The sequence below is a fragment of the Chitiniphilus purpureus genome (assembly GCF_025642115.1).
GTDB classification, from domain to species: domain Bacteria; phylum Pseudomonadota; class Gammaproteobacteria; order Burkholderiales; family Chitinibacteraceae; genus Chitiniphilus; species Chitiniphilus purpureus.
This window is the reverse complement of sequence record NZ_CP106753.1, coordinates 368,859-389,774: the sequence shown is the minus strand read 5'-3', so window position 1 is coordinate 389,774 and position 20,916 is coordinate 368,859. Positions and strand designations below refer to the sequence as shown.

General features: G+C 65.0%; 15 protein-coding genes. 10 read left to right on the top strand and 5 right to left on the bottom strand.

The window, feature by feature from the left end:
• Nucleotides 1–10: 10 nt before the first annotated feature.
• On the top strand, nt 11–1,273 hold the full coding sequence (egtB, locus tag N8I74_RS01660; protein WP_263125183.1) for an ergothioneine biosynthesis protein EgtB: 1,263 nt from the start codon (nt 11–13) through the stop codon (nt 1,271–1,273).
• A 112-nt stretch (nt 1,274–1,385) separates the two neighbouring features.
• Here the strand turns inward: egtB and N8I74_RS01655 are convergent, their stop codons facing one another.
• Entirely contained in the window at nt 1,386–2,060 is a 675-nt protein-coding gene (locus N8I74_RS01655; RefSeq protein WP_263125182.1) for a PEP-CTERM sorting domain-containing protein, read from the bottom strand.
• A gap of 250 nt (nt 2,061–2,310) precedes the next feature.
• Complete coding sequence (gene hslU, locus N8I74_RS01650) at nt 2,311–3,636, bottom strand: ATP-dependent protease ATPase subunit HslU (protein WP_263125181.1); 1,326 nt, start codon at nt 3,634–3,636, stop codon at nt 2,311–2,313.
• A gap of 111 nt (nt 3,637–3,747) precedes the next feature.
• On the opposite strand from hslU, the gene yedA reads away from it, so the two are divergent.
• The 3 genes from yedA (at nt 3,748) to ilvA (ending at nt 7,900) form a co-directional block, all read left to right on the top strand.
• On the top strand, nt 3,748–4,620 hold the full coding sequence (gene yedA, locus N8I74_RS01645; protein WP_263125180.1) for a drug/metabolite exporter YedA: 873 nt from the start codon (nt 3,748–3,750) through the stop codon (nt 4,618–4,620).
• A gap of 89 nt (nt 4,621–4,709) precedes the next feature.
• Nucleotides 4,710–6,287, top strand: coding sequence for a response regulator (locus N8I74_RS01640; RefSeq protein WP_263125179.1), 1,578 nt, complete (start codon nt 4,710–4,712; stop codon nt 6,285–6,287).
• 92 nt (nt 6,288–6,379) lie between these two features.
• Entirely contained in the window at nt 6,380–7,900 is a 1,521-nt protein-coding gene (gene ilvA, locus N8I74_RS01635) for a threonine ammonia-lyase, biosynthetic (protein WP_263125178.1), read from the top strand.
• Between the two features lie 15 nt (nt 7,901–7,915).
• Here the strand turns inward: ilvA and N8I74_RS01630 are convergent, their stop codons facing one another.
• The 3 genes from N8I74_RS01630 to N8I74_RS01620 form a co-directional block, all read right to left on the bottom strand.
• Complete coding sequence (locus N8I74_RS01630) at nt 7,916–8,671, bottom strand: copper homeostasis protein CutC (protein WP_263125177.1); 756 nt, start codon at nt 8,669–8,671, stop codon at nt 7,916–7,918.
• Between the two features lie 66 nt (nt 8,672–8,737).
• Entirely contained in the window at nt 8,738–9,313 is a 576-nt protein-coding gene (locus tag N8I74_RS01625) for an NAD(P)H-dependent oxidoreductase (RefSeq protein ID WP_263125176.1), read from the bottom strand.
• 58 nt (nt 9,314–9,371) lie between these two features.
• Entirely contained in the window at nt 9,372–9,755 is a 384-nt protein-coding gene (locus N8I74_RS01620; RefSeq protein ID WP_263125175.1) for a MerR family DNA-binding protein, read from the bottom strand.
• A gap of 256 nt (nt 9,756–10,011) precedes the next feature.
• Here N8I74_RS01620 and N8I74_RS01615 point away from each other — a divergent pair, with 256 nt between their 5' ends.
• The 6 genes from N8I74_RS01615 to N8I74_RS01590 all read left to right on the top strand — a co-directional run bounded on the left by N8I74_RS01615 (nt 10,012) and on the right by N8I74_RS01590 (nt 20,895).
• Complete coding sequence (locus N8I74_RS01615) at nt 10,012–11,070, top strand: acyltransferase family protein (RefSeq protein WP_263125174.1); 1,059 nt, start codon at nt 10,012–10,014, stop codon at nt 11,068–11,070.
• A 24-nt stretch (nt 11,071–11,094) separates the two neighbouring features.
• Nucleotides 11,095–11,754 carry a response regulator gene (locus N8I74_RS19510; RefSeq protein ID WP_308445871.1) on the top strand — a complete coding sequence of 220 codons (660 nt, stop codon included), beginning with the start codon at nt 11,095–11,097 and terminating at the stop codon, nt 11,752–11,754.
• Between the two features lie 52 nt (nt 11,755–11,806).
• Nucleotides 11,807–12,172: a response regulator gene (locus N8I74_RS01605; RefSeq protein ID WP_263125173.1), complete on the top strand. Its 366-nt coding sequence runs from the start codon at nt 11,807–11,809 to the stop codon at nt 12,170–12,172.
• 31 nt (nt 12,173–12,203) lie between these two features.
• Nucleotides 12,204–12,716: a chemotaxis protein CheW gene (locus N8I74_RS01600; RefSeq protein ID WP_263125172.1), complete on the top strand. Its 513-nt coding sequence runs from the start codon at nt 12,204–12,206 to the stop codon at nt 12,714–12,716.
• Between the two features lie 87 nt (nt 12,717–12,803).
• The gene (locus N8I74_RS01595; RefSeq protein ID WP_263125171.1) at nt 12,804–14,957 is read left to right on the top strand and encodes a methyl-accepting chemotaxis protein; all 2,154 of its coding nucleotides are present in this window, start codon (nt 12,804–12,806) and stop codon (nt 14,955–14,957) included.
• Between the two features lie 73 nt (nt 14,958–15,030).
• Nucleotides 15,031–20,895, top strand: a complete 5,865-nt coding sequence (locus tag N8I74_RS01590) for a hybrid sensor histidine kinase/response regulator (protein ID WP_263125170.1) — start codon at nt 15,031–15,033, stop codon at nt 20,893–20,895.
• Nucleotides 20,896–20,916 lie beyond the last annotated feature (21 nt).

Here is a 20,916-nt window from a genome sequence, read left to right as displayed (position 1 = left end):
ATACAGACCGGTGCTGATCACCCGTACCGCGGCATTACGCGCCGCATTCACCCAGATCCGGGCCCAGACTTCGATATTGGTGCAACGGCTTTCGGCCGAAGACTGCATGGTGCAGTCGATGCCGGATGCAAGCCCGATCAAGTGGCATCTTGCCCACACATCCTGGTTTTTCGAAACCTTCGTACTGGCACAGGCGTTGAGGGACTTCAAGCCGTTCGATCCTGCCTATCGGATGCTGTTCAACTCTTACTACGTGGGTGTGGGCGAGCGCCATCCGCGTCCAATGCGTTCAGTTCTGTCGCGTCCAGGACTGGATGAAGTACGCGCGTATCGCGCCCATGTGGAACACGGAATCGATACATTGCTGGCGCGCGGCATGCTCAAGGCGGAACAGCTTGATCTGATCGAGCTGGGGCTGCACCACGAACAACAACACCAGGAACTGATCCTGACCGACCTGAAACACCACTTGTGGTGCAACCCGTTGCATCCGGCATTCCATGACCGCTCACCGGTGCAACCGGCAGCAGTCCCGCCACAGCGTTGGCTGCGTTTCAGCGGTGGGTTGGCGGAAATCGGTCGCCCTGCCACCGGGTTCGCTTTCGACAACGAAGGACCGCGACATGGCATGTGGCTGCAGCCCTATGAACTTGCCACACGGCCGGTCAGCAACGCTGAATACCAAGCCTTTATCGAGGATGGCGGCTACCGGCAACCGCAACTGTGGTTGTCGGATGGATGGGATTGCGTGGTGCGCGAAGGCTGGCAGGCGCCGCTCTATTGGTTGGAGGACGGCACCAGCCATTTCACGCTGGCGGGCGAACAACCGTTGCCGCCACATGCGCCGGTTTGCCACTTGAGCTATTACGAGGCCGAGGCCTACGCACGCTGGGCAGGCGCACGCCTGCCCAGCGAGGCTGAATGGGAACATGCCGCGGGCACGGTGTGGCCACCAGGGCCGGATGAGGGCAATTTCCTGGAGGACGCGATATTCGCGCCTTGCGCCAGTGCCTCGGAGGGGTTGGCGCAATGCTTCGGTGACGTTTGGGAATGGACCGGCAGCGCCTATCTGCCGTATCCCGGGTTCCGACCGGCCTGCGGTGCGGTAGGGGAATACAACGGCAAGTTCATGATCAACCAGATGGTGCTGCGCGGCGGATCGTGTGCGACGCCACGCCACCATATCCGGCCGAGCTATCGCAATTTCTTCCCACCATCGGCACGGTGGCAATTCAGCGGTGTACGACTGGCACGCGATGCACAGAGCACCTAGGCTGCACGTCCAGGTGCCGGCAAAGCAAAACGGCCCGGATAGGGCCGTTCTGTTCGACTTCGCATGAAACGGCAGCCGGTCAGGCTGTCACCAGCGAGGCCCGTTGCCAAGGCTAGCGTGGGAATCTGCGCCGGCGGGCAAACAACAGCCCGATCATGCCAAGCCCGATCAACGCATAGGAGTGCGGCTCCGGTATCGGCGCGAGCGAGAAAGTCAGATTGTCGGCATAGCCATCGTTGTAGCTGCCGGCTGTGCGCAACAGGTCAAGCGTGAATTCAGCGTTGCGCGCACCGACCGGTACCCACCCGTTGCCCTCAACGGCCCACAGCCCGGTACGATCACCGCGTTCCATGGCGGATGGCCCGGTCAGGCTGAACTCACCCAGTGACTGGCGATGGACGTCAAGAAAACGCACGGTGAAGCGTGCGTGGTCATTCTGGGAAGCATAGCCGCCAAGATAGGCGCCAAGCGAAAAGGTCAACGCGCCCGCGTCGATCAGTTTGCCAAGCCCGGCCAGTGATCGTGTCTGGGTCGCATGGGCAGCTGCACCGACGCCCCCGGCGAAGAAGCTGTCGCCACGTTGCAGCGGGCCTGGGTCCTGCATCGTCGGAAAACCGCCGCCCGCAGCATAGGACACGGTTTCGATGGCGCCGTCGGTACGCCAGCCGGCAAGGCCGCGCTCGGCATCGCCGTTGTGGATCAGGTTGGTATGCAGCAGATTGGCATGCGCGGTCTGCAAGGTACCGAGCAGCACAAGCATACCGGCAAGATAGCGGATAGCAGACATGAGGCGTTCCATTGCTTAAATAGAGGCCGCATTTTGCTTTCACGAGACCTTGATTTCAACTGGTAAAATTATGTGGCATCGCAATATAAATCCTGTCATATCAAGCTGCTAGCGCTTTTGAAGCCGCTTTGACATTTAGACAGAAGGCAATATTTAAAAGATAAACGGAAATATTTTGACCGCTGGTCTGCCAGCTTGCTAAAAGCCAACAGCGCTGGAACAGTGCCGGAAGATGCATTGCAGCAAAAACTTACAATACGTAACGTGCCAGATCCTCATTGGCGGCGAGGGTGCCGAGTCTTGCTTCGACGTAGGCGGCGTCGATCCGCACTTCCCCGCTGTACGCGTTGAACGACACGTCTTCGAGCAGTTTTTCCATCACCGTGTGCAGCCGGCGCGCGCCGATGTTCTCGGTCCGCTCGTTCACCTGCCACGCGATTTCGGCCAGACGCCGGATCCCGTCATCGGTAAAGGTGAGGGTCACCCCCTCAGTGGCGAGCAACGCCTGGTATTGCTTGGTCAGGCATGCATCGGTACCGGTGAGGATGCGGCCGAAATCCTCGACGGTGAGCGACGCCAGTTCGACGCGGATCGGCAGCCGCCCCTGCAGTTCCGGGATCAGATCCGAAGGCTTGGCCAGCTGGAATGCGCCACTGGCGATGAACAGCACATGGTCGGTCTTGACCATGCCGTACTTGGTCGTGACCGTGGTGCCCTCCACCAGCGGCAACAGGTCGCGTTGCACGCCCTGGCGGCTGACCTCGCCTGCCGCACCTTCGGCGCGGCTGGTCACCTTGTCGATTTCGTCGATGAAGACGATGCCGCTTTGCTCCACCGCGTGTACCGCGTCGCTGCGCAGATCGTCGTCGTTGACGAGCTTGGCTGCCTCCTCGTCCACCAGCAGCTTGAATGCATCGGCAACCTTGAGCTTCTGCGACTTCTTCTTGCCGGCGAAGGCGCCCTTGAACATGTCCTGGATCTGGCTGGTGAAGTCTTCCATGCCCGGCGGGCCCATCACATCCATCGACGGCGGCGCCACGTTGACCTCGATCTCGATTTCCCGGTCGGCAAGCTTGCCTTCGCGCAGCATCTTGCGGAACTTCTGCCGTGTCTCGCGACCGCCTTCATCCTCGTCCGCCGCAGCGAACGCGTTTTTGCGCGGTGCCGGCAGCAGCACATCGAGGATGCGTTCCTCGGCGGCGTCCTCGGCGCGGGTGCGCTGCTTGCGCAGCGCAGAATCACGCACCTGCTTGAAAGCGATCTCGGTCAGGTCACGGATGATGCTGTCCACGTCCTTGCCCACATAACCCACCTCGGTGAACTTGGTCGCTTCAACCTTGATGAAAGGGGCGTCGGCCAGCCTGGCCAGGCGGCGGGCGATCTCGGTCTTGCCGACACCGGTCGGGCCGATCATCAGAATGTTCTTCGGCGTGATCTCGTGCCGCAGCGGCTCGTCCACCTGCTGGCGGCGCCAGCGGTTGCGCAAGGCGATGGCCACTGCCTTCTTCGCCTCGCGCTGGCCGACAATGTGCTTGTCCAGTTCGTGGACGATTTCCTGCGGGGTCATCTGGGTCATGGGTGAATGTCGGTTCAGGGGTGTCAAACAGAGGCAAGCTGGGGGCTGTTTGCCGTTTTTAAAGCGTAGCTGTGCCGTTTCGGCGAGCGTCGCCACTGCTATCGTCAGCCAATGAAACCTGCTTCCGGCCAGACCGTACTCGCACTCTGCCTGCTGACCATGTACCTGGTCTGGGGCTCCACCTACCTTGCGATCCGCATCGGCGTGGCGCAATTGCCGCCGCTGACGCTGGCCGCGTTGCGTTTTGTCGCCGCCGGCGGCGCCATGCTTGTCGTGCTGCGCTGGCGCGGGGTGGCCTGGCCGACCTTCGGCGAAACGCGCAATGCGTTGTTGATCGGCACGCTGATGCTCGGTGTGGGCAATGGCGCGGTATGCATTGCCGAAAAGACCGTCCCGTCCGGCCTCGCGGCGTTGCTGGTGGCCTGCGGGCCCCTGTTCGCCATCCTGATCGCCTGGGGTTGGGGTTCGCGACCCCGTGCGGCCGAATGGCTGGGTATCGCATTGGGGCTCGCCGGGGTTGCCATCCTCAACTTCGATGCGCGCCTTGCCGCCAGCCCCACCGGATTTGCACTGATCGTACTTGCCGCCGCCACCTGGGCATTCGCCTCGGTGTTGCAAGGGCGGATCCGGATGCCGGAAGGACCGATGTCCGCCGCGATCCAGATGGCGGGCGGGGGCATGGTATTGACGGTGGCCGCGTGGCTGGCAGGCGAGCGCATGCCGGCGCAGGTGCATTGGCACGGTTGGGCAGCGCTGGCGTATCTCACCGTGTTCGGCTCGCTGGTGGCCTACAACGCCTATGTCTACGTGCTGCGCCATGCCCGTCCGGCCTTGGCGATGAGCTACGCCTATGTCAATCCGGCTGTGGCAGTGGCGCTGGGTGCATTGTTCGCTGGTGAGGCGCTCTCGCTGCCCATCCTGCTGGGCATGGCGGTGATCCTTGCCGCCGTGGTGCTGATCGCACTCGGGCAGCAACGCGCCTGAGCCGGTGGGCAGCCACTCCGTCACGGCGTCGGCTCGAAACAGGATGCGCTGCTGTCTTCCTATACTGCAGCTGCCGGATGGAGAAGCGCATGCAGAACGAAGACGACTGGCTGATCGACGATAGCGAAGAGCCTCAGGACGAAACGGCGGCGGCTCCATGGCCGGTGCTGATCGTGGACGACGAGCCGGATATCCACCAGGTGACCCGTCTGGCGCTGAACGGCATCCGTTTTCTGGGGCGACCGCTGGAACTGATCTCGTGTCATTCGGGAAGCGAAGCGCTGGCACTGCTTGCTCGGCGTGACGATGTGGCGCTCATGCTGCTCGATGTGGTGATGGAATCCGAGGATGCCGGCCTGAAGGTGGCACGCGCGGTACGCGAGGAGCTGGGCAACCACCGGGTACGCATCATCCTGCGTACCGGGCAGCCCGGGGCCGCGCCCGAACGCGATGTGATCGAGAGCTATGACATCAACGATTACAAAGCCAAGACCGAGCTGACACGCGACAAGCTCTATACCGCGGTGCTGGGCACGCTGCGCTCGTATCGCGACATCATGCTGATCGAGCAGCAGCGGCGGATGCTCGATGCCAACCGGCGTGGCCTGCACAAGGTGATCGACGCGTCGTCCAGCATCTTCCAGCTGCAATCGATCCGGCAGTTTGCGCAAGGCGTGCTCGAACAACTGCAGGCGTTGCTGTTCTTCGAGCAGGAAGCGCTTTACGTGGTGGTCGAAGGTGGCATCGCGACGCTCGCGCAGGACGACGAGCCGATCCTGGTGCTATATGCCACCGGCAAGTACGCGGCACTGCGCGACCAACCGCTGCCGCAACAGGAGTTGGAACGCTTCCGGCCGGCGATCGACACCGCGATGCAGCAAGGTGGCAGCGTGTTCGGCGCCGATCATTTCGTCGGTTTCTTCCGTGCGCGCCAGGGTGCGGCCAATCTGCTGATCATCGACGGGCCGGTGGCGTTGTCGCATGCCGACCGCGATCTGGTGGAACTGTTCTGCCGCAATGCCACCATCGCCTTCGAGAACCTGATGCTCCATGCCGAGATCGAGGACGGTCAGCGCGAGCTGATCTACCGGTTGTCCGACATGATGGAAGACCGCTCCCCCAGCGCCGGCCAGCATGTGCGGCGCGTGGCGGAATACGCCTACCTGATCGCGCTGGCGCTCGGCTGGTCCGAGGACGATGCCGAGCGGCTGCGCATGGTCACGCCGCTGCACGACCTGGGCAAGATGGCGCTGCCCGATGCGGTACTGGACAAGCCGACGGTGCTGGACGACCAGGAACGCACGCTGATGATGCGCCACCCGCAGCAAGGCTTCGAATTGCTCGACCATGCGCGTTCGCGGTTGCTGCAACTGGCGGCGCTGATCGCGCGCCAGCACCACGAACGCTGGGATGGCAGCGGCTATCCGCAGGGGCTCGCCGGCGAGGCGATCCATCCCGCCGCGCGCATCGTGGCGCTCGCCGATGTCTATGATGCCCTGCTCAATGCGCGCACCTACAAACCGGCCTGGACACGTGACGACACGCTGGCGACGATCCGCACCGGCCGGGGAACGCAGTTCGATCCGGCGGTGGTGGATGCGTTCTTCCACGTGCTGCCGCAGTTGGAAGCAGTCACGGCGGATGGGCACGACCGCGGCGGGCACTGACACCACCGTTTCCGGCAGGTGCTGTGCTCGCGGGCGGCAGGGGCGCTCTGTACAATCGTCGCTTTATGCCACTGCGCCTTCCGGAATCCGACATGCCCGAGCCCAAGCCCGACTACCTCGAACGCATCCTGGCTGCGCGCGTCTACGATGTGGCGGTCGAGACCCCGCTGGAAACCGCGACCAACCTGTCGCGCCGCATCGGCAACCAGGTGCTGCTCAAGCGCGAGGACATGCAGCCGGTGTTCAGCTTCAAGATCCGCGGCGCCTACAACAGGATGGTCAAGCTGGGCCGTGCGCAGCTCGAACGCGGCGTGGTGACCGCCTCGGCCGGCAACCATGCGCAAGGCGTCGCATTGTCGGCCCAGCATCTGGGTTGCCGCGCCACCATCGTGATGCCGGCGACCACGCCGCATATCAAGGTCGACGGCGTGGCGCGACGCGGCGCCGAGGTGGTGCTGATCGGCGATTCGTACTCGGATTGCTATCAGCATGCGATCAAGATCGCCGAGGAAACCGGCGCGGCCTTCATCCACCCGTATGACGACCCGGATGTGATCGCCGGCCAGGGCACCATTGCAATGGAGATCCTGCGCCAGCACCCCGATCCGCTGGACGCGATCTTCGTTCCAGTGGGCGGTGGCGGCCTGCTGGCCGGGGTGGCCGCATACATCAAACGGTTGCGGCCGGATGTGAAGATCATCGGTGTCGAACCGACCGACGCCAACGCCATGTATCTGAGTCTCAAGCTGGGCGAGCGGGTGCTGCTGCCGCAGGTCGGCATCTTCGCCGACGGCGTGGCGGTCAAGCAGGTCGGTGAGGAGACTTTCCGGCTGTGCCGTGAGCTGGTCGACGACATCATCCTGGTGGATACCGATGCCATGTGTGCGGCGATCAAGGACGTGTTCGAGGACACGCGCTCGATCCTGGAACCCTCGGGCGCGCTCGCGGTGGCGGGTCTGAAGCTGTGGGCAGCGCGCGAAGGCGTGCAGGACCGTACGCTCGTCGCCATCGCCTCGGGCGCCAACATGAATTTCGACCGGCTGCGCTATGTGGCTGAACAAGCCGAGATGGGCGAGGAGCGTGAAGCCATCATCGCGGTCACCATTCCGGAAAGGCCGGGGGCCTATCGCGATTTCTGCACCCTGCTCGGTACGCGCAATGTCACCGAGTTCAACTACCGTTACGCCGACGACGACGTGGCGCATATCTTTGTCGGCCTGTCGATCCAGGGCCGCGGCGAGGTGGCCGAGCTGATCGCCCGACTGGTGGAGCAGGGTCTGCCGGCGATCGACCTGACGGACAACGAGCTGGCCAAGCTGCATATCCGCCATCTGGTCGGTGGCCGCGCGCCGCATGCGCGCAACGAGCGGCTGCTGCGTTTCGAGTTCCCGGAACGTCCCGGCGCGCTGATGAACTTCCTCACCCAGATGGGCAGCGACTGGAACATCAGCCTGTTCCATTACCGCAACCACGGTGCGGACTACGGGCGCGTGCTGGTCGGCATCCAGGTTCCCGAGGCGGAGGAGGTCGCATTCCGCGGCTTCCTGGAAAAACTGGGCTATCCATACTGGTCGGAAAGCGACAACCCCGCCTACAGGCTGTTCCTGTCCTGATCCGCGCGTGCAGCGCTAGTCCAGCGCCGCACGCGCGTTGCGCAGCAGCTCGGCCACAACGCTGGCCGAGGTGTCGAGGATTTCGTATTCGTCCTGCCCGGGCGCGCCCATCTTGACCGCCGGATTGCGCCAGCGCATGCCGCTCTGGCGCGGCGTACGCGCCGAGGTGTGGAATTCGCGGCAGCCGGTCGAGCGCACCAGCTCGCCGATATTGTTGAGCCGCACTCCGGCACCCGGCATCACGCTCAGCCGCCCAGCAGCCTGCCGCTGCAATTGCGCCAGCAGGCCCGCGCCTTCCAGCGCGCTGGGGGCCTGGCCGCTGCTGAGCAGCCGGTTGCAGCCGGCGCCGATCACATCCTCCAGCGCCTGCACCGGATTGCGCGCCACATCGAAGGCGCGGTGGAAGGTCACCTGCATCGGTGCGGCCAGCGCAACCAGCTGCCGGGTGCGGGCGATGTCCACATCGCCGTCGGCCGTCAACAGCCCGATCACCACGCCATCGACGCCGAGCTTCTTGCACGCCAGCACATCGCGCTGCATCACTTCGAATTCGACTTCGTCGTAGAGGAAATCGCCGCCGCGTGGCCGGATGATGACGTTGAGGGTGATCCACAGCCGGTCGCGTGCGGTTGCAATCGCGCCATGTGAGGGGGTGGTACCGCCTTCGAGCAGGTTGTCGCAGAACTCCACCCGCACGGCGCCGCCCTGCTGTGCCGCGAGGCAGGAAGCGACTGAACCGGCGCAGATTTCGAGCTGGATATCGTCGGCCATGATGCCATTCCATCGGATCGATGCCGTCATGCTGGCCCAGCCGCATCCCGTTGGGCAAGCAGGCGATCAAATCAGCGTGGCGCCCAGTGTCTTGGCTTCGTCCAGCCAGCGCGCGCGCCTGGCATCGTCGGCGCTCCGCACCGGCCCCAGATAGCGGCATCGCCCAACCTTGATCCCGACCAATTCGAGCACCGCGCGACGCAGTTGCCGTTCCACCGGGGCACCCTGCCAGTAGCGGTAGTACCAGGCCGGTGTATCCAGCGTGATCATCAGCTCGGCGCTGCGCCCGGCAAGCAGTGGCTCCGGCTGGGCCCGGCCGGCGTGATAGCGGAACGCGAATCCGGGCAGCAACACCCGCTCGAGCAGGCCTTGCATCCGCGCCGGCAGCGTTCCCCACCACACCGGTGCGACCAGCAGCAGGTGTTCGGCCCACTGCAGATCGTGCTGCATCTGCAGCAGATCGGGCTCCAGCGGCGCCGGCGCATCGTAGCCATGGCGCAGGTCCGGTTCGTAGTCGAGCTGCCCCACTTCCCGTACCCGGAGCGTGTGCCCGGCTGCTCGGGCGCCCAATGCATACGACAGCGCCAACCCCTGGCACAGGCTGGCGGGCTTGGGATTACCGTTGATGACAAGGACGCGCATGGCGGCACGGCAGTGAAAGGCGAGGACGCCAGACTGCGGTGTACCGCATGGGGGAGAGTCAAGCGGCTGCGTAACCGGGTTCGCTTTGCGCCGGTACGCCTTGCATGCAGTTGCGCAGTTTCTGTTCGGTTTCCATCAGGTGCAGCGCCAGCGCCAGCGCCAGCGCCAGCGCCTGCAATTGCGAGATCTGTGCCTGTACTGCCTCGCGCTTGACCACCAGCTTGTGCAGCACCGTCTGCCAGAAATCCGCATCGGTCTGCACTGTGTTGCCGATCTCGCGCAATTCACTCAGCCGGAAACCCAGCATCAATCCACGGCGGATCAGGGCGATACGCCCTACCAGCGCCGCGTCGTAGATGCGGTAGCGTTTCTGGCGTAGCGGCGCGCGGATCAACCCGAGTGCCTCGTACAGCCGGATGGCCTTGACGCTGGCGCTGGTCACCCGGTCACCGCGCCGATGCGTAACGGGACCGTCCCAGGCAACGGAGCAGACGGATTGCAGGCAAAAAGCAGCGGGTCCATCCCAATACGGTACCGCGGCTTGCCTACGGCAGCGAGCATCAGTGGCGGCGACCGGCGACCGGCGACCGGCGACCGGCGACCGGCGACCGCCGATGACTGCGCTGTATACGGCCGCTGCGGGCAAAGGGACGTTGCTACAATGCCGGGCAAAAATGACAGAATCATCGGGGGAGTCCATGCAACGCCGTTTTTTCTCCGCGCTGGAAGGCATGCGCGGCATCGTCGCCATCGCCATCATCTTCTTCCACACCACCTTCCACTGGCCCGGTTACCTCGGCGTCGAATTCTTCATGATGCTCTCGGGCTTCGTCATGGCCCATACCTGTCTTGACCGTCCAGACCGGCCTGAAGGCGGGCTGTTCGTGCTGCAGCGGCTGGCGCGTCTGTATCCGTTGCACCTAGCGGCGCTGTTGCTGTTCATCGCCACCTACCTGCTGCGTTACGGGCACTGGCCCGATTACAGCGACGGCACGCTGTTTACGCTGATCCAGCAGTTGCTGCTGCTGCACAACGTCGGCTTCAACCCACAGGGATTGACCTGGAACTACCCGGCATGGAGCGTCAGTGTCGAGCTGTGGGTCAATCTCATCGTGTTCTTCGTCGTGCCGTTGCGGGTGCGCAGCGTCCACCTGCTGCTGCTGGCACTGGCGGGCTACCTCGTGATCTACAACCTGAGCCGCCAACTGGACGTGCATCACGGTTTGTATTGGAGCTGGCTTGCCGCCGGCATGGTGCGGGGGCTCGCCGGATTCCTGCTGGGCTGGTTCGCCTATCGCGCAAGCCGGCGGCTGGCCGCGCTGGGTGGTGGCATGCTGTCGTGGAGCCTGGCCGAACTGCTGCCGCTGCTGGCCCTGCTGCCCATCCTGGTGATCCCGGTGCGCAATTCACCGTTCGATTTCGTCGCGGTGATCCTGATGCTGGCGATGATGCTGGCGCTGGCGCAGGAACGCGGCGTGCTGAGCCGCTTGCTGGCCATCCCGCCGTTGCAATACCTCGGCCGCATCTCCTATTCGATCTACCTTGTGCACATCCCGGTGCAGAACGTGCTGTATGGGCAGGACATCGACATACCCCATCTGGGCATGCTGCCGTACATGACACTGTTCGCGGTCTGCGTGGTGGCCCTGGCGTCGTTGACCCACCATGCCGTGGAGCTGCCGGCGCGTCGCTGGTTCAAGGCGTGGCAGGCTCGCAGCGCCCAAGCCGCGGCACCGGGGGCAACCGTGGGCGCATAAGCCCGACGACCAAGGCACGTCGGCATGGCCGCCTTCATCCTGCAGTGTGGCATCCCCACGACCCAGCGTGGCACGGCCTGGCAGTGGGGCAATGACGGCATCGCGGACATCCTGGCGTCAGGATGCCACCTCTGTGCGGCAAGCTTGGCCGCGTCAGTCGGCGTATTAGCCTTGTCTGATTTAGAAAACCGCCGGTATGATCGCGCGATATGGCGTGAATACTGCCGTGCAGGCTATGCTATCGTTGCTCGCTGGGCTCTTGAAAACACCGACAGAGGGCTCGCAAGGAGGGGGAATATGTCGAATCTCGCCGGGATCAAGGTGATGGTCATCGACGACAGCAACACCATACGCCGCAGCGCGGAGATCTTCCTGGGTCAGGCGGGATGCGAGGTGATCCTCGCCGAAGACGGTTTCGATGCGCTGGCCAAGATCAGCGACCATCAGCCGGACGTGGTGTTTGTCGACGTGATGATGCCGCGCCTTGATGGTTATCAGACCTGCTCGCTGATCAAGAAGAACCCGCGCTACAAATCCACGCCGGTGATCATGCTGTCGTCCAAGGACGGCCTTTTTGATCGTGCCCGCGGTCGCATGGTCGGCTCGGACGAATACCTCACCAAACCCTTCACCAAGGACAGCCTGCTTGCCGCCGTGGACGCCCACGTGCTGCCAGCCGGCTGATACCGACCCATAACGTCAAGTAACTCAAGCAATAGACTGCAGGAACAACGCAATGGCCATCAAGAAAGTGCTGATCGTCGACGACTCGCCCACCGAGCGCCATTTCCTTGGCGAGCTGCTGACCAAGAATGGTTTCCAGGTGGTGACCGCCGAATCGGGCGAGGAGGCGGTGGAGAAGGTCAAGGACATCATGCCGGACCTGATCCTGATGGATGTGGTGATGCCCGGCATGAACGGCTTCCAGGCCACCCGCACCATCAGCCGCGAAGAGGCGACCAAGCACATTCCCATCATCATGTGCACTTCGAAGAACCAGGAGACCGACAAGGTCTGGGGGCGCCGGCAGGGTGCGGCCGAGTATGTGGTCAAGCCGGTCGACCCGCAGGAACTGCTGGACAAGATCGCGGCGTTGCCCTGACCACGCGTACGGACGAACACGGGAGAGGGAGATGGCCAAGCGCATCAGCCTGCGTGAATACCAGGAAGGCGTGGTTGCACGCCTGAAGACGGCCACGGCCACGGCCCAGGTCGATGCCCGCCTCGGCGTGCGTATCGACAACCGCAACTGGCTGATCGACCTTGCCGACGTGGCCGAGGTGATGCCGGTACCCACCATCTCGCCGGTACCGCTCGCGCACCCGTGGTTCCGTGGCACCGCCAATATCCGCGGCAACCTTGTCAGCGTATCCGATCTGGCATGGTTCTTCGGCGGCACGCCGCTGCTCTCGAATCCCGCCAACCGGCTGGTGCTGCTGCATCCCCGCCATCTGCCGCATGCGGCGGTGCTGGTCGAGCGCATGCTCGGGCTCAAGCACCTGGCTGATCTGACCGAAGTAGAGGCCGATGGCGGCGGGAACTGGAACGGCGCGCAATACGACGATGCGGCGGGCACACGCTGGCAGGTGCTCGAGATTCCGAAACTGGCCAGCGAGCCGACATTCCTGCAGGCAGGGCTCAATTAAGTGCCTCTTCCCGGCGCGGCGCGCCGGGCGGGCATCATGCGATCTGCAGCATACAACGAGAGATACAGGCAGTACCGGGAGAGGAAAATGGCATTCAATCTGAGATCGCTGTTCGGCAAGTCGAACGGTGCCGCCAAGGGGAAGTACGACCCGCTCAAGACCACTTGGATCCTCGAACGCATCCGTCTGCCCGACTCGGATGAGAGCAGACTGCTGCGCCCGGTGCCGTTGATCGGCCATCTGCCGGCGCGGCAGCAGATGGCGATCCTGCTGCTCTCGATGATCGGCTCGGTGCTGTTGTTCGCGCTGGTGGCGTTCCTGTCGTTCCAGGCTTCGAACATCAACGCCGAGCGCCGCTCGGTCGCCACCGAGATGGAAATGCTCTCGCAGCGGATCGCGCGGGCCTCGACCCAGGCGGTGCAGGGCTCGGCCGACAGCTTTGCCACGCTGGAGCAGGCCTACAAGGAGTTCGACGAGAACCTTGCCCAGCTCAACCGGCGCAGCCTGTTCAGCTGGCTGGCGCGCCGTCCGGGCGAGCTGCTCGATTCGGTGGAAGCGACCTGGAACAATACCTACAAGCCGCACCCGAGCCGGCCGAGCGTGCAGACCATCCTGAGCCAGAAGGAAGCGCTGGTCACTGTCGGCAACAGCGTGGCCGGCATCAACGCCAACGACGCCAAGCTGTTGGAGCTGACGCAGCAGTTCGCCACGCTGCTCAGCGAAGGCGGCGGCAACATCCAGGAGATCGACTACGCCAACCAGCTCTCGATGCTGAGCCAGCGGATGGCCAAGAACGCCAACGCCATGCTCGGCGGCGAACTGATCAACCCCGAGGTGGTGTTCCTGCTGGGCAAGGACGTCTCCACCTTCAAGGAGATCGTCGACGGCTTCGTGGACGGCAGCGAGACGCTGCAACTGCGCCCGGTGCCCAGCTCGGCGATGGTGGAACGGCTCGAGGAGATCCGGGCGCTGTTCAAGGACTTCGAAACGGTGGTGGCCGCGTTGTCCAAGAACCTGCAGCCGCTCGTGAACGCCCGGCTTGCCAACCAGGCCATCGTGCGCGAATCGGACAAGCTGCTCAGGGAGACCGCCGAGCTTGCCGCGGTGTATGAGAACAAGACCGGCGGCATCATCATCACCATCACCGAACTGTTGCTGATCGCCCTTGCACTGGTGTCGCTGTACTTCCTGGTGCGCGCGTTCAACCAGGAATCGCTGCGCCGGCGCCTGGCACTCGAGCAGGAGAACAAGAAGAACCAGGAAGCGATTCTGCGGCTGCTCAACGAAATGTCCGACCTTGCGGACGGTGACCTGACCGTGCGTGCCCAGGTGACCGAGGATCTGACCGGCGCCATCGCCGACTCGATCAACTACACCATCGAGGAGCTGCGCTCGCTGATCATCGAGATCAACCGCGCCACCGACCAGGTGACAAGTGCCTCGACCGAGGCACAGGCGGTGTCGGTCGAACTGCTGGCCGCCGCCGACCGCCAGTCGCAGGAGATCGTCAACACCAACCTCACCGTCGAGCAGATGGTCCGTTCGATCCAGGGCGTATCGCACAACGCGGCCGAGTCGGCCGACGTGGCGCAGGCATCGTTGACCGCCGCCATCAAGGGCTCGGATGCGGTGCAGAACCAGATCAAGGGCATGGACGAAATCCGCGAGCAGATCCAGGAAACCGCCAAGCGGATCAAGCGGCTGGGTGAATCCTCGCAGGAGATCGGCGAAATCGTGGAATTGATCTCGGACATTACCGAGCAGACCAACGTACTGGCGCTCAACGCTGCGATCCAGGCCGCTGCCGCGGGCGAGGCGGGACGTGGCTTCTCGGTGGTGGCCGAGGAAGTGCAGCGCCTTGCCGAACGCTCGGCCGAGGCGACTAAGCAGATCGGCGCCATCGTCAAGACCATTCAGACCGATACCCATGATGCCGTCGCGGCCATGGAAGTCTCCACCCAGGGCGTGGTCGAAGGCGCCAAGCTCTCGGATGCGGCCGGTGCCGCGCTGACCGAGATCCGCCGGATTACCGACGCGCTTGCCCACCTGATCGAATCGATCGCCCGGGAGACCGAGGACCAGACCGCGCTGGCGGCACAGGTGAACACGTCGATGCGCGACATTCTCGCGATTACCGACCAGACCACGCGCGGCACCAAGCAGTCGGCAACCGTGGTGGGACAGCTCTCCACGCTGGCGCAGGAACTGAAGGACTCGGTATCGGGCTTCAAGCTGAACTGATCCAGATGGGTCCTACCGCGGCGCCGTTGCGGCGCCGTCCCCCCGCAGCCGGCATCGCTATGAGAACACAAGCATGAGCGCGCATACCGAATTCGACCAGGGCTCGCTGGTCTGGCTGAAGGGAGAGCTCGAACAGACGCTGTCCCGCGCCACCGAATCGCTTCGCAAGTACCAGTCCGAGCCTGACGCCGCCTACCTCAAGCACGCGCAGACGCACCTGCACCAGGCCGTCGGTGCGCTGGAAATGGTGGAGCTGGCCGGTCTTGCCCGTTTTTGCGAGGAAGTCGAACAATTGGTCGCGGCGATCGCGCGCGACCAGGCCAACAGTGATGCCGTGACGCTGGCTTGCAGCGCCATCGCCGATGCCTGCGGCTTTCTGGACCGGATTGCCGCCGGTGCGCCCAATGTGCCACTGGCACTGGCGGGCCGCTTTGCGGAACTGGCAGAGACGCGCGGTGCCAGCCCCAGCGGCTCCGAGCTTTTCTTTCCGCAGTTCTCCGAACTGACGCTGCCACCCGGCCTGCCGGCGCGCCCGGTTGCGTCCGGCGACTGGAGCGGTTTCGTCAAGCAGCAGCGCCGCCGCTTCGAGGCCGGGTTGCTGCACTGGCTGCGCAACGCCGATACCGAAGCCTCGGCTGCGGTGAGCATGGCCCGTTCGCTGTCGGAACTCGCCGCGTCGCAGACAGGCGTGGTGCGCACCTTCTGGTGGACCGCCGCCGGCGTGCTCGATGCGCTGGCCCGCAGCGGACCGCACAGCGATATCGACCTCAAGCAGCTGCTGATGCGGCTCAACCTGCAACTGCGCCGGCTGGCCGATGGCTCGGGCAAGGTGGCTGAACGGCTGTTCCGCGACCTGTTGTACGTGCTCTCGCATGTGGAGGACAACCAGCACCTGGGCGGGCACCTGGCCCGTGCCTTCGAGCTTTACACGCTGCTGCCCGGTCACTACGGCGATACGCTCAGCCCGGAGGCGGAAGACCGCCGGCGCGAAGCGCGGGCGCTGCGCGAGGAACTCGCGACCGCCAAGGAACTGTGGAGCCGCGTGGCTGGCGGCCAGGGCGAGCGCCTGCCGGCGCTGACCCAGGAGCTGGCCCGGCTGACGGAGCGCAGCCGCGCGCTCAATATCGCCGGGCTTGATGACCTGTGGGCCGGAGTGGACGACGCCGTCAACCGTTTCAAGGGCGGCGCCGTCGGCGAGAACGACGCGTTGGAAATGGCGACCGCGCTGCTGCTGGCCGACAACGCGCTCGCCATCTATCCCACGATCGCGCCCGACTTTGCCGAACAGGCGACAGCGATGCGCCGCCGGCTGGCCGAGCCGGGCAGTACCGAGCTGGCATTGCCGCACTTGGATGCGGTCAGCCGTGAAGCACAGGAAAAGCTGCTGCTGGCGCAGCTTGCGCAGGAGATGCGCAGCAATCTGCAGGTGATCGAGGAGACGCTGGACGGCTATTTCCGCGATCCGGGCCGCCATGCCGAGCTTGGCAAGCTGGATGTATGCCTGCGCCAGTTGCAGGGTGCGCTGATGATGCTGGACCGCGCCGAAGCGGTGCTGCTGCTGCAGCTTTGCCAGCAGCGTATCCAGCAGTACGCCATCGGCGAGGAGACCCCGAGTGGCAAGGAGCTGGAGGATCTGGCCGAAGGCCTGTCCAGCCTCGGTTTCTACGTGGACGCACTGGAACAGGATGGCGCCGAGGCCGACAAGCTGATCGGCCCCGCGCTTGCGCGTCTTGCCGGATCGAGCGTGGTGCCGCAGGCGCCTGACGAAGTGGCCGCGACGCTGGAGGCCGAACCGCCGCTCACCCCCGAGGCCGCCGAGCCGGTCCCACTGGCCGAGCCCGCGCCGCCGGCACGCCCGCTGCCGCAATCGGACGCCGCCATCGACGCCGAGCTGCTCGAGGTCTACCTCGAAGAGGCGGTGGATGTGCTCGCCGCCATCGACCATCACCTCACCGCCTGCCGTCATGCGCCGCACGACCGCGAAGCGCTGACCGTGATCCGCCGCGGGTTCCATACGCTCAAGGGCAGTGGCCGCATGGTGGGTCTCAACCATCTGGGCGAAGCCGCCTGGGCGGTGGAGCAGGTGCTCAACAAATGGCTGCAGGCCGAACACCCCGCATCCGGGGCGCTGCTCGATCTGATCGCCGAGGCGCATACCGCCTTCATCCGATGGGTGGCCGAGCTGTCCGAGACCGGCACGGCCCAGGTCGACGCCGCCGGCCTGCAGGCACGCGCCGAGGCACTGCGCCAGGGCCTGGAGCAGGCACCGCCGGCCGAGGCGTACAGCGAAGCACCCACGCTGGAAGTCGACGAGGCATTGCCCGAGACGGCTGCCGACGAGATACGGGTCGGCGACGTGGCGGTCTCCAACACGCTGTTCACCATCTTCCGCGACGAGGCGGGGCACCACCTGCAAAGGCTGCGGGATGGCCGCGCCCGGCTGGAAGCGGGCGAGGCGCTGCCCTCCGATTTCCTGCTCAGCGCCCATACGCTGGGCGGCATCGCCTCCACCGCGGGTTTCCGCCCGCTGGGCGAGCTTGCCTATGCGCTCGAGCACGCGGTGCAGGAGCTGGGCAACCATCCCAGCGAGCATGCAACGCCGCTGATCGCGGCCATCGAGCGCATCGACGGCATGCTTGAGGCGATCTTCAGGCTCAACGCGCCCGACAGCCCGCAGGACGAGCTGGCGGCGCTCAATGCACTGCATGAAAACGCGCTGCCGCCGGTACAGGAATCCGCCACACCGGGTGCGCTCGACCTGGGCGAGATCAGCCTCGACCTGGGGCCGGAAACGGTCGCCGCCGACGACACGCAGGATGCCGGGGCGCTGTCGTTCGATCTGCCCGAGGACGATCTGGACGAGGCACTGCCCGAACTGGCCGAGCTTGACGGGATCACGCTGACCGACGCGGCAGCACCGGCAAACGAGGGCGAGGCCCGGCTGTTGCCGGAGGAACCTGCGCAGTCGACCGGATTCGACGACGATCTGGCAGCGCTGCTCGATGCCGCGATGGCAGGCGAGCCGGCGCTGGCGGACGAGCCGCAGGCGCTGCCCGAGCTGCCGGTGGCGCCGGAGCAGGCCACGGTGCCGGCCGATGACGCAGGGCAGGCCGACGACGTGGCCATCGATCCGTTCGCCCCGTTGCCGGAAGAGAATCTTGCCATTGCCCTGGACGAAGCGCTGGCGGTGGTGCAGGACGAAGCGGCCGCATCGCAACTGCCGGGCGAAGACGAGCCGCTCACGCTGTCGCTCGATGCATTGCCGGACGAGCCCCAGGTCGAAGCCGGTGGTGTGGTGCCGGACGCTGCCGGCACGACGCAGCTTGCGACCGAGCCGGTCGAGGACGAACCGTTCACGCTGTCGCTTGAGGAAGCCCCGGCAGTGCCGGAATTCCCCGCAGCGCTGGACGAAGCCATCGCACTGGTCGATGCACAGGCCCATGGCGCCGCGCCATCCGTGACCGATGAGGCGCCGCATGCCGGGCCGCAGGACGATGCCGACTGGATCCGGGCGCAGGATGCGCAGGTGGCCGCCGCGCTCGATGCCGCGATGGGCATCGGCCTTGTCGCGCAGGAGCCGGCCGATATCCTCCCGGCCCCGCCCGGCCGCGATGCGGTGCCTGACGAGACCACCCTGCCGCCGTTGCACGATCTGCTCGGCGGCGACCAGAGTCTCGTCGAGCGCCGTGCGGACCTCGACAACGCGTTGGTCGACGAAATCGATGAACAACTGCTGCCGGTGTTCATCGAGGAGGCGGACGAACTGTTGCCGCGCGTGGGCAACCAGCTGCGCACGCTGCACCAGGGCGAGACCAGCCAGGCCGACGAACTCAAGCGCACGCTGCACACGCTCAAGGGCAGCGCGCGCATGTCCGGTGCGATGCGCATCGGCGAAGCCACGCACCGGATGGAATCGCGGCTGCTGGCAGCGGGTGAGACACTGTCGCAGGCGCTGCTGGACGAACTGGAGGTCGACTACGACCTGATCTCGGCGCTGTTCGACGAACTGGCCGGCCGCAACCAAGCTCCGCAGGCCGAGCAGGCCGGGTCTCAGCCGCAGTCCGGCCAGCCGGCCGCGGCGCCGGTGCTGCCGCAGCAGCTGCTTGCCACCACCGAGTCGGACGGCAAGGCGACCATCCGCGTCAAATCCGAACTGGTCGACAACCTTGTCAACCAGGCCGGCGAGGTGGCGATCGCGCGTGCCCGTATCGAGTCGGAGATGCTTGCGCTCAAGACCTCGCTGCTCGATCTGACCGAGAACGTCACCCGGCTGCGCGGGCAGCTGCGCGAGCTGGAAATCCAGTCCGAATCGCAGATCGTGGCGCGTACCAAGGAAGTGGAAGGCAAGCACGAGGCGTTCGACCCGCTGGAGTTCGACCGCTTCAGCCGGCTGCAGGAAATCACCCGCTTCATCGCCGAAAGTGTGAACGACGTCTCGACCATCCAGCACAACCTGCTGAAGAACCTGGACGAATCGTCGCTGGCGCTGACCGCGCAAGCGCGCATGACCAAGGAATTGCAGCAGAGCCTGATGCGCGTGCGCATGGTGCCGTTCTCCAGCGTGGCCGACCGGCTGTACCGGCTGACCCGCCAGACCGGCAAGGAAGTGGGCAAGAAGGTCAACCTGGAGCTGCGCGGCGGGCGCGTCGAAATCGACCGCAGTGTGCTGGAGAAGATGGTCTCGCCGTTCGAGCACATGCTGCGCAACGCGATCGACCACGGTCTCGAAACGGTCGAGGAGCGTCTGGATGCCGGCAAGAGCGACTTCGGCGAAGTGCTGATCGAAGTGCGCCAGGAAGGCAACGAGCTGGTGCTGACCATCAAGGACGACGGCCGTGGCCTCAACCTGGAGCGCATCCGTGCCAAGGCACTCGAACGCGGGCTGATCACGCCCGAACAGCGCCTGAACGACCGCGATCTGATGCAGCTGATCTTCGAGCCGGGCTTCAGCACCGCCTCGTCGGTCACCCAGCTTTCCGGCCGTGGCATCGGCATGGACGTGGTCAAGAACGAGATCGGCAACCTGGGCGGGCGCATCCAGGTGGCAAGCGAAACCGGCCAGGGCACGACCTTCACCATCCATCTGCCGCTGACGCTGGCGGTGACCCAGGTGCTGCTGGTCCGTTCCGGTCCGCGGGTCTATGCCATCCCGTCGGTGATGATCGAGCAGGTGCAGGAACTGAAGCAGGAAGCGCTGGCGCACCTGTACGAATCGCGCTCGCAGGAGTGGCTGGGTTCGAGCTACCCGTTCGCGTATCTGCCACGCCTCATGGGCGACAGCGAGACCGTGCCCGAGCAGAAGCGTTTCTCCACGGTGCTGCTGCTGCGCTCCGGCGCCGCGCGCATGGCGCTGCATGTCGACGATCTGATCAAGAACGTCGAAGTGGTGGTCAAGGCGATCGGCCCGCAGCTGGCACGCATCCCCGGTGTTGCCGGTGCGACGGTGCTTGGCAACGGCGATATCGTGCTGATCATGAATCCGCTGGCGCTGCTGGCGCGTGGTGAGGTGGCGGCGAGCCAGGGCAGCGATGCCGCGGTGACCGTGGCCCCGGCACAGCTCCAGACCGCGCCGGTGGTGATGGTGGTCGATGATTCGCTGACGGTGCGCAAGATCACCGGGCGCCTGCTGGCACGCGAGGGCTATCAGGTGGTGACCGCCAAGGATGGTGTCGATGGCCTGCAGCAGCTGGGTGAGATCCATCCGGCGGTGATGCTGGTGGATATCGAGATGCCACGGATGGATGGTTTCGAATTCACCCGCAATGTCCGGGCCAACGAGGCGACGCGTGGCATCCCGATCATCATGATCACGTCGCGTACCGCGGACAAGCACAAGAACTACGCGTTCGAACTGGGCGTGAACGTCTTCCTTGGCAAGCCCTACCAGGAAGACGAGCTGCTCGGGCACATCCGCAGCTTTATCACCGCGCGGGGCTGACGGTACGACGGGCGGCAGGGC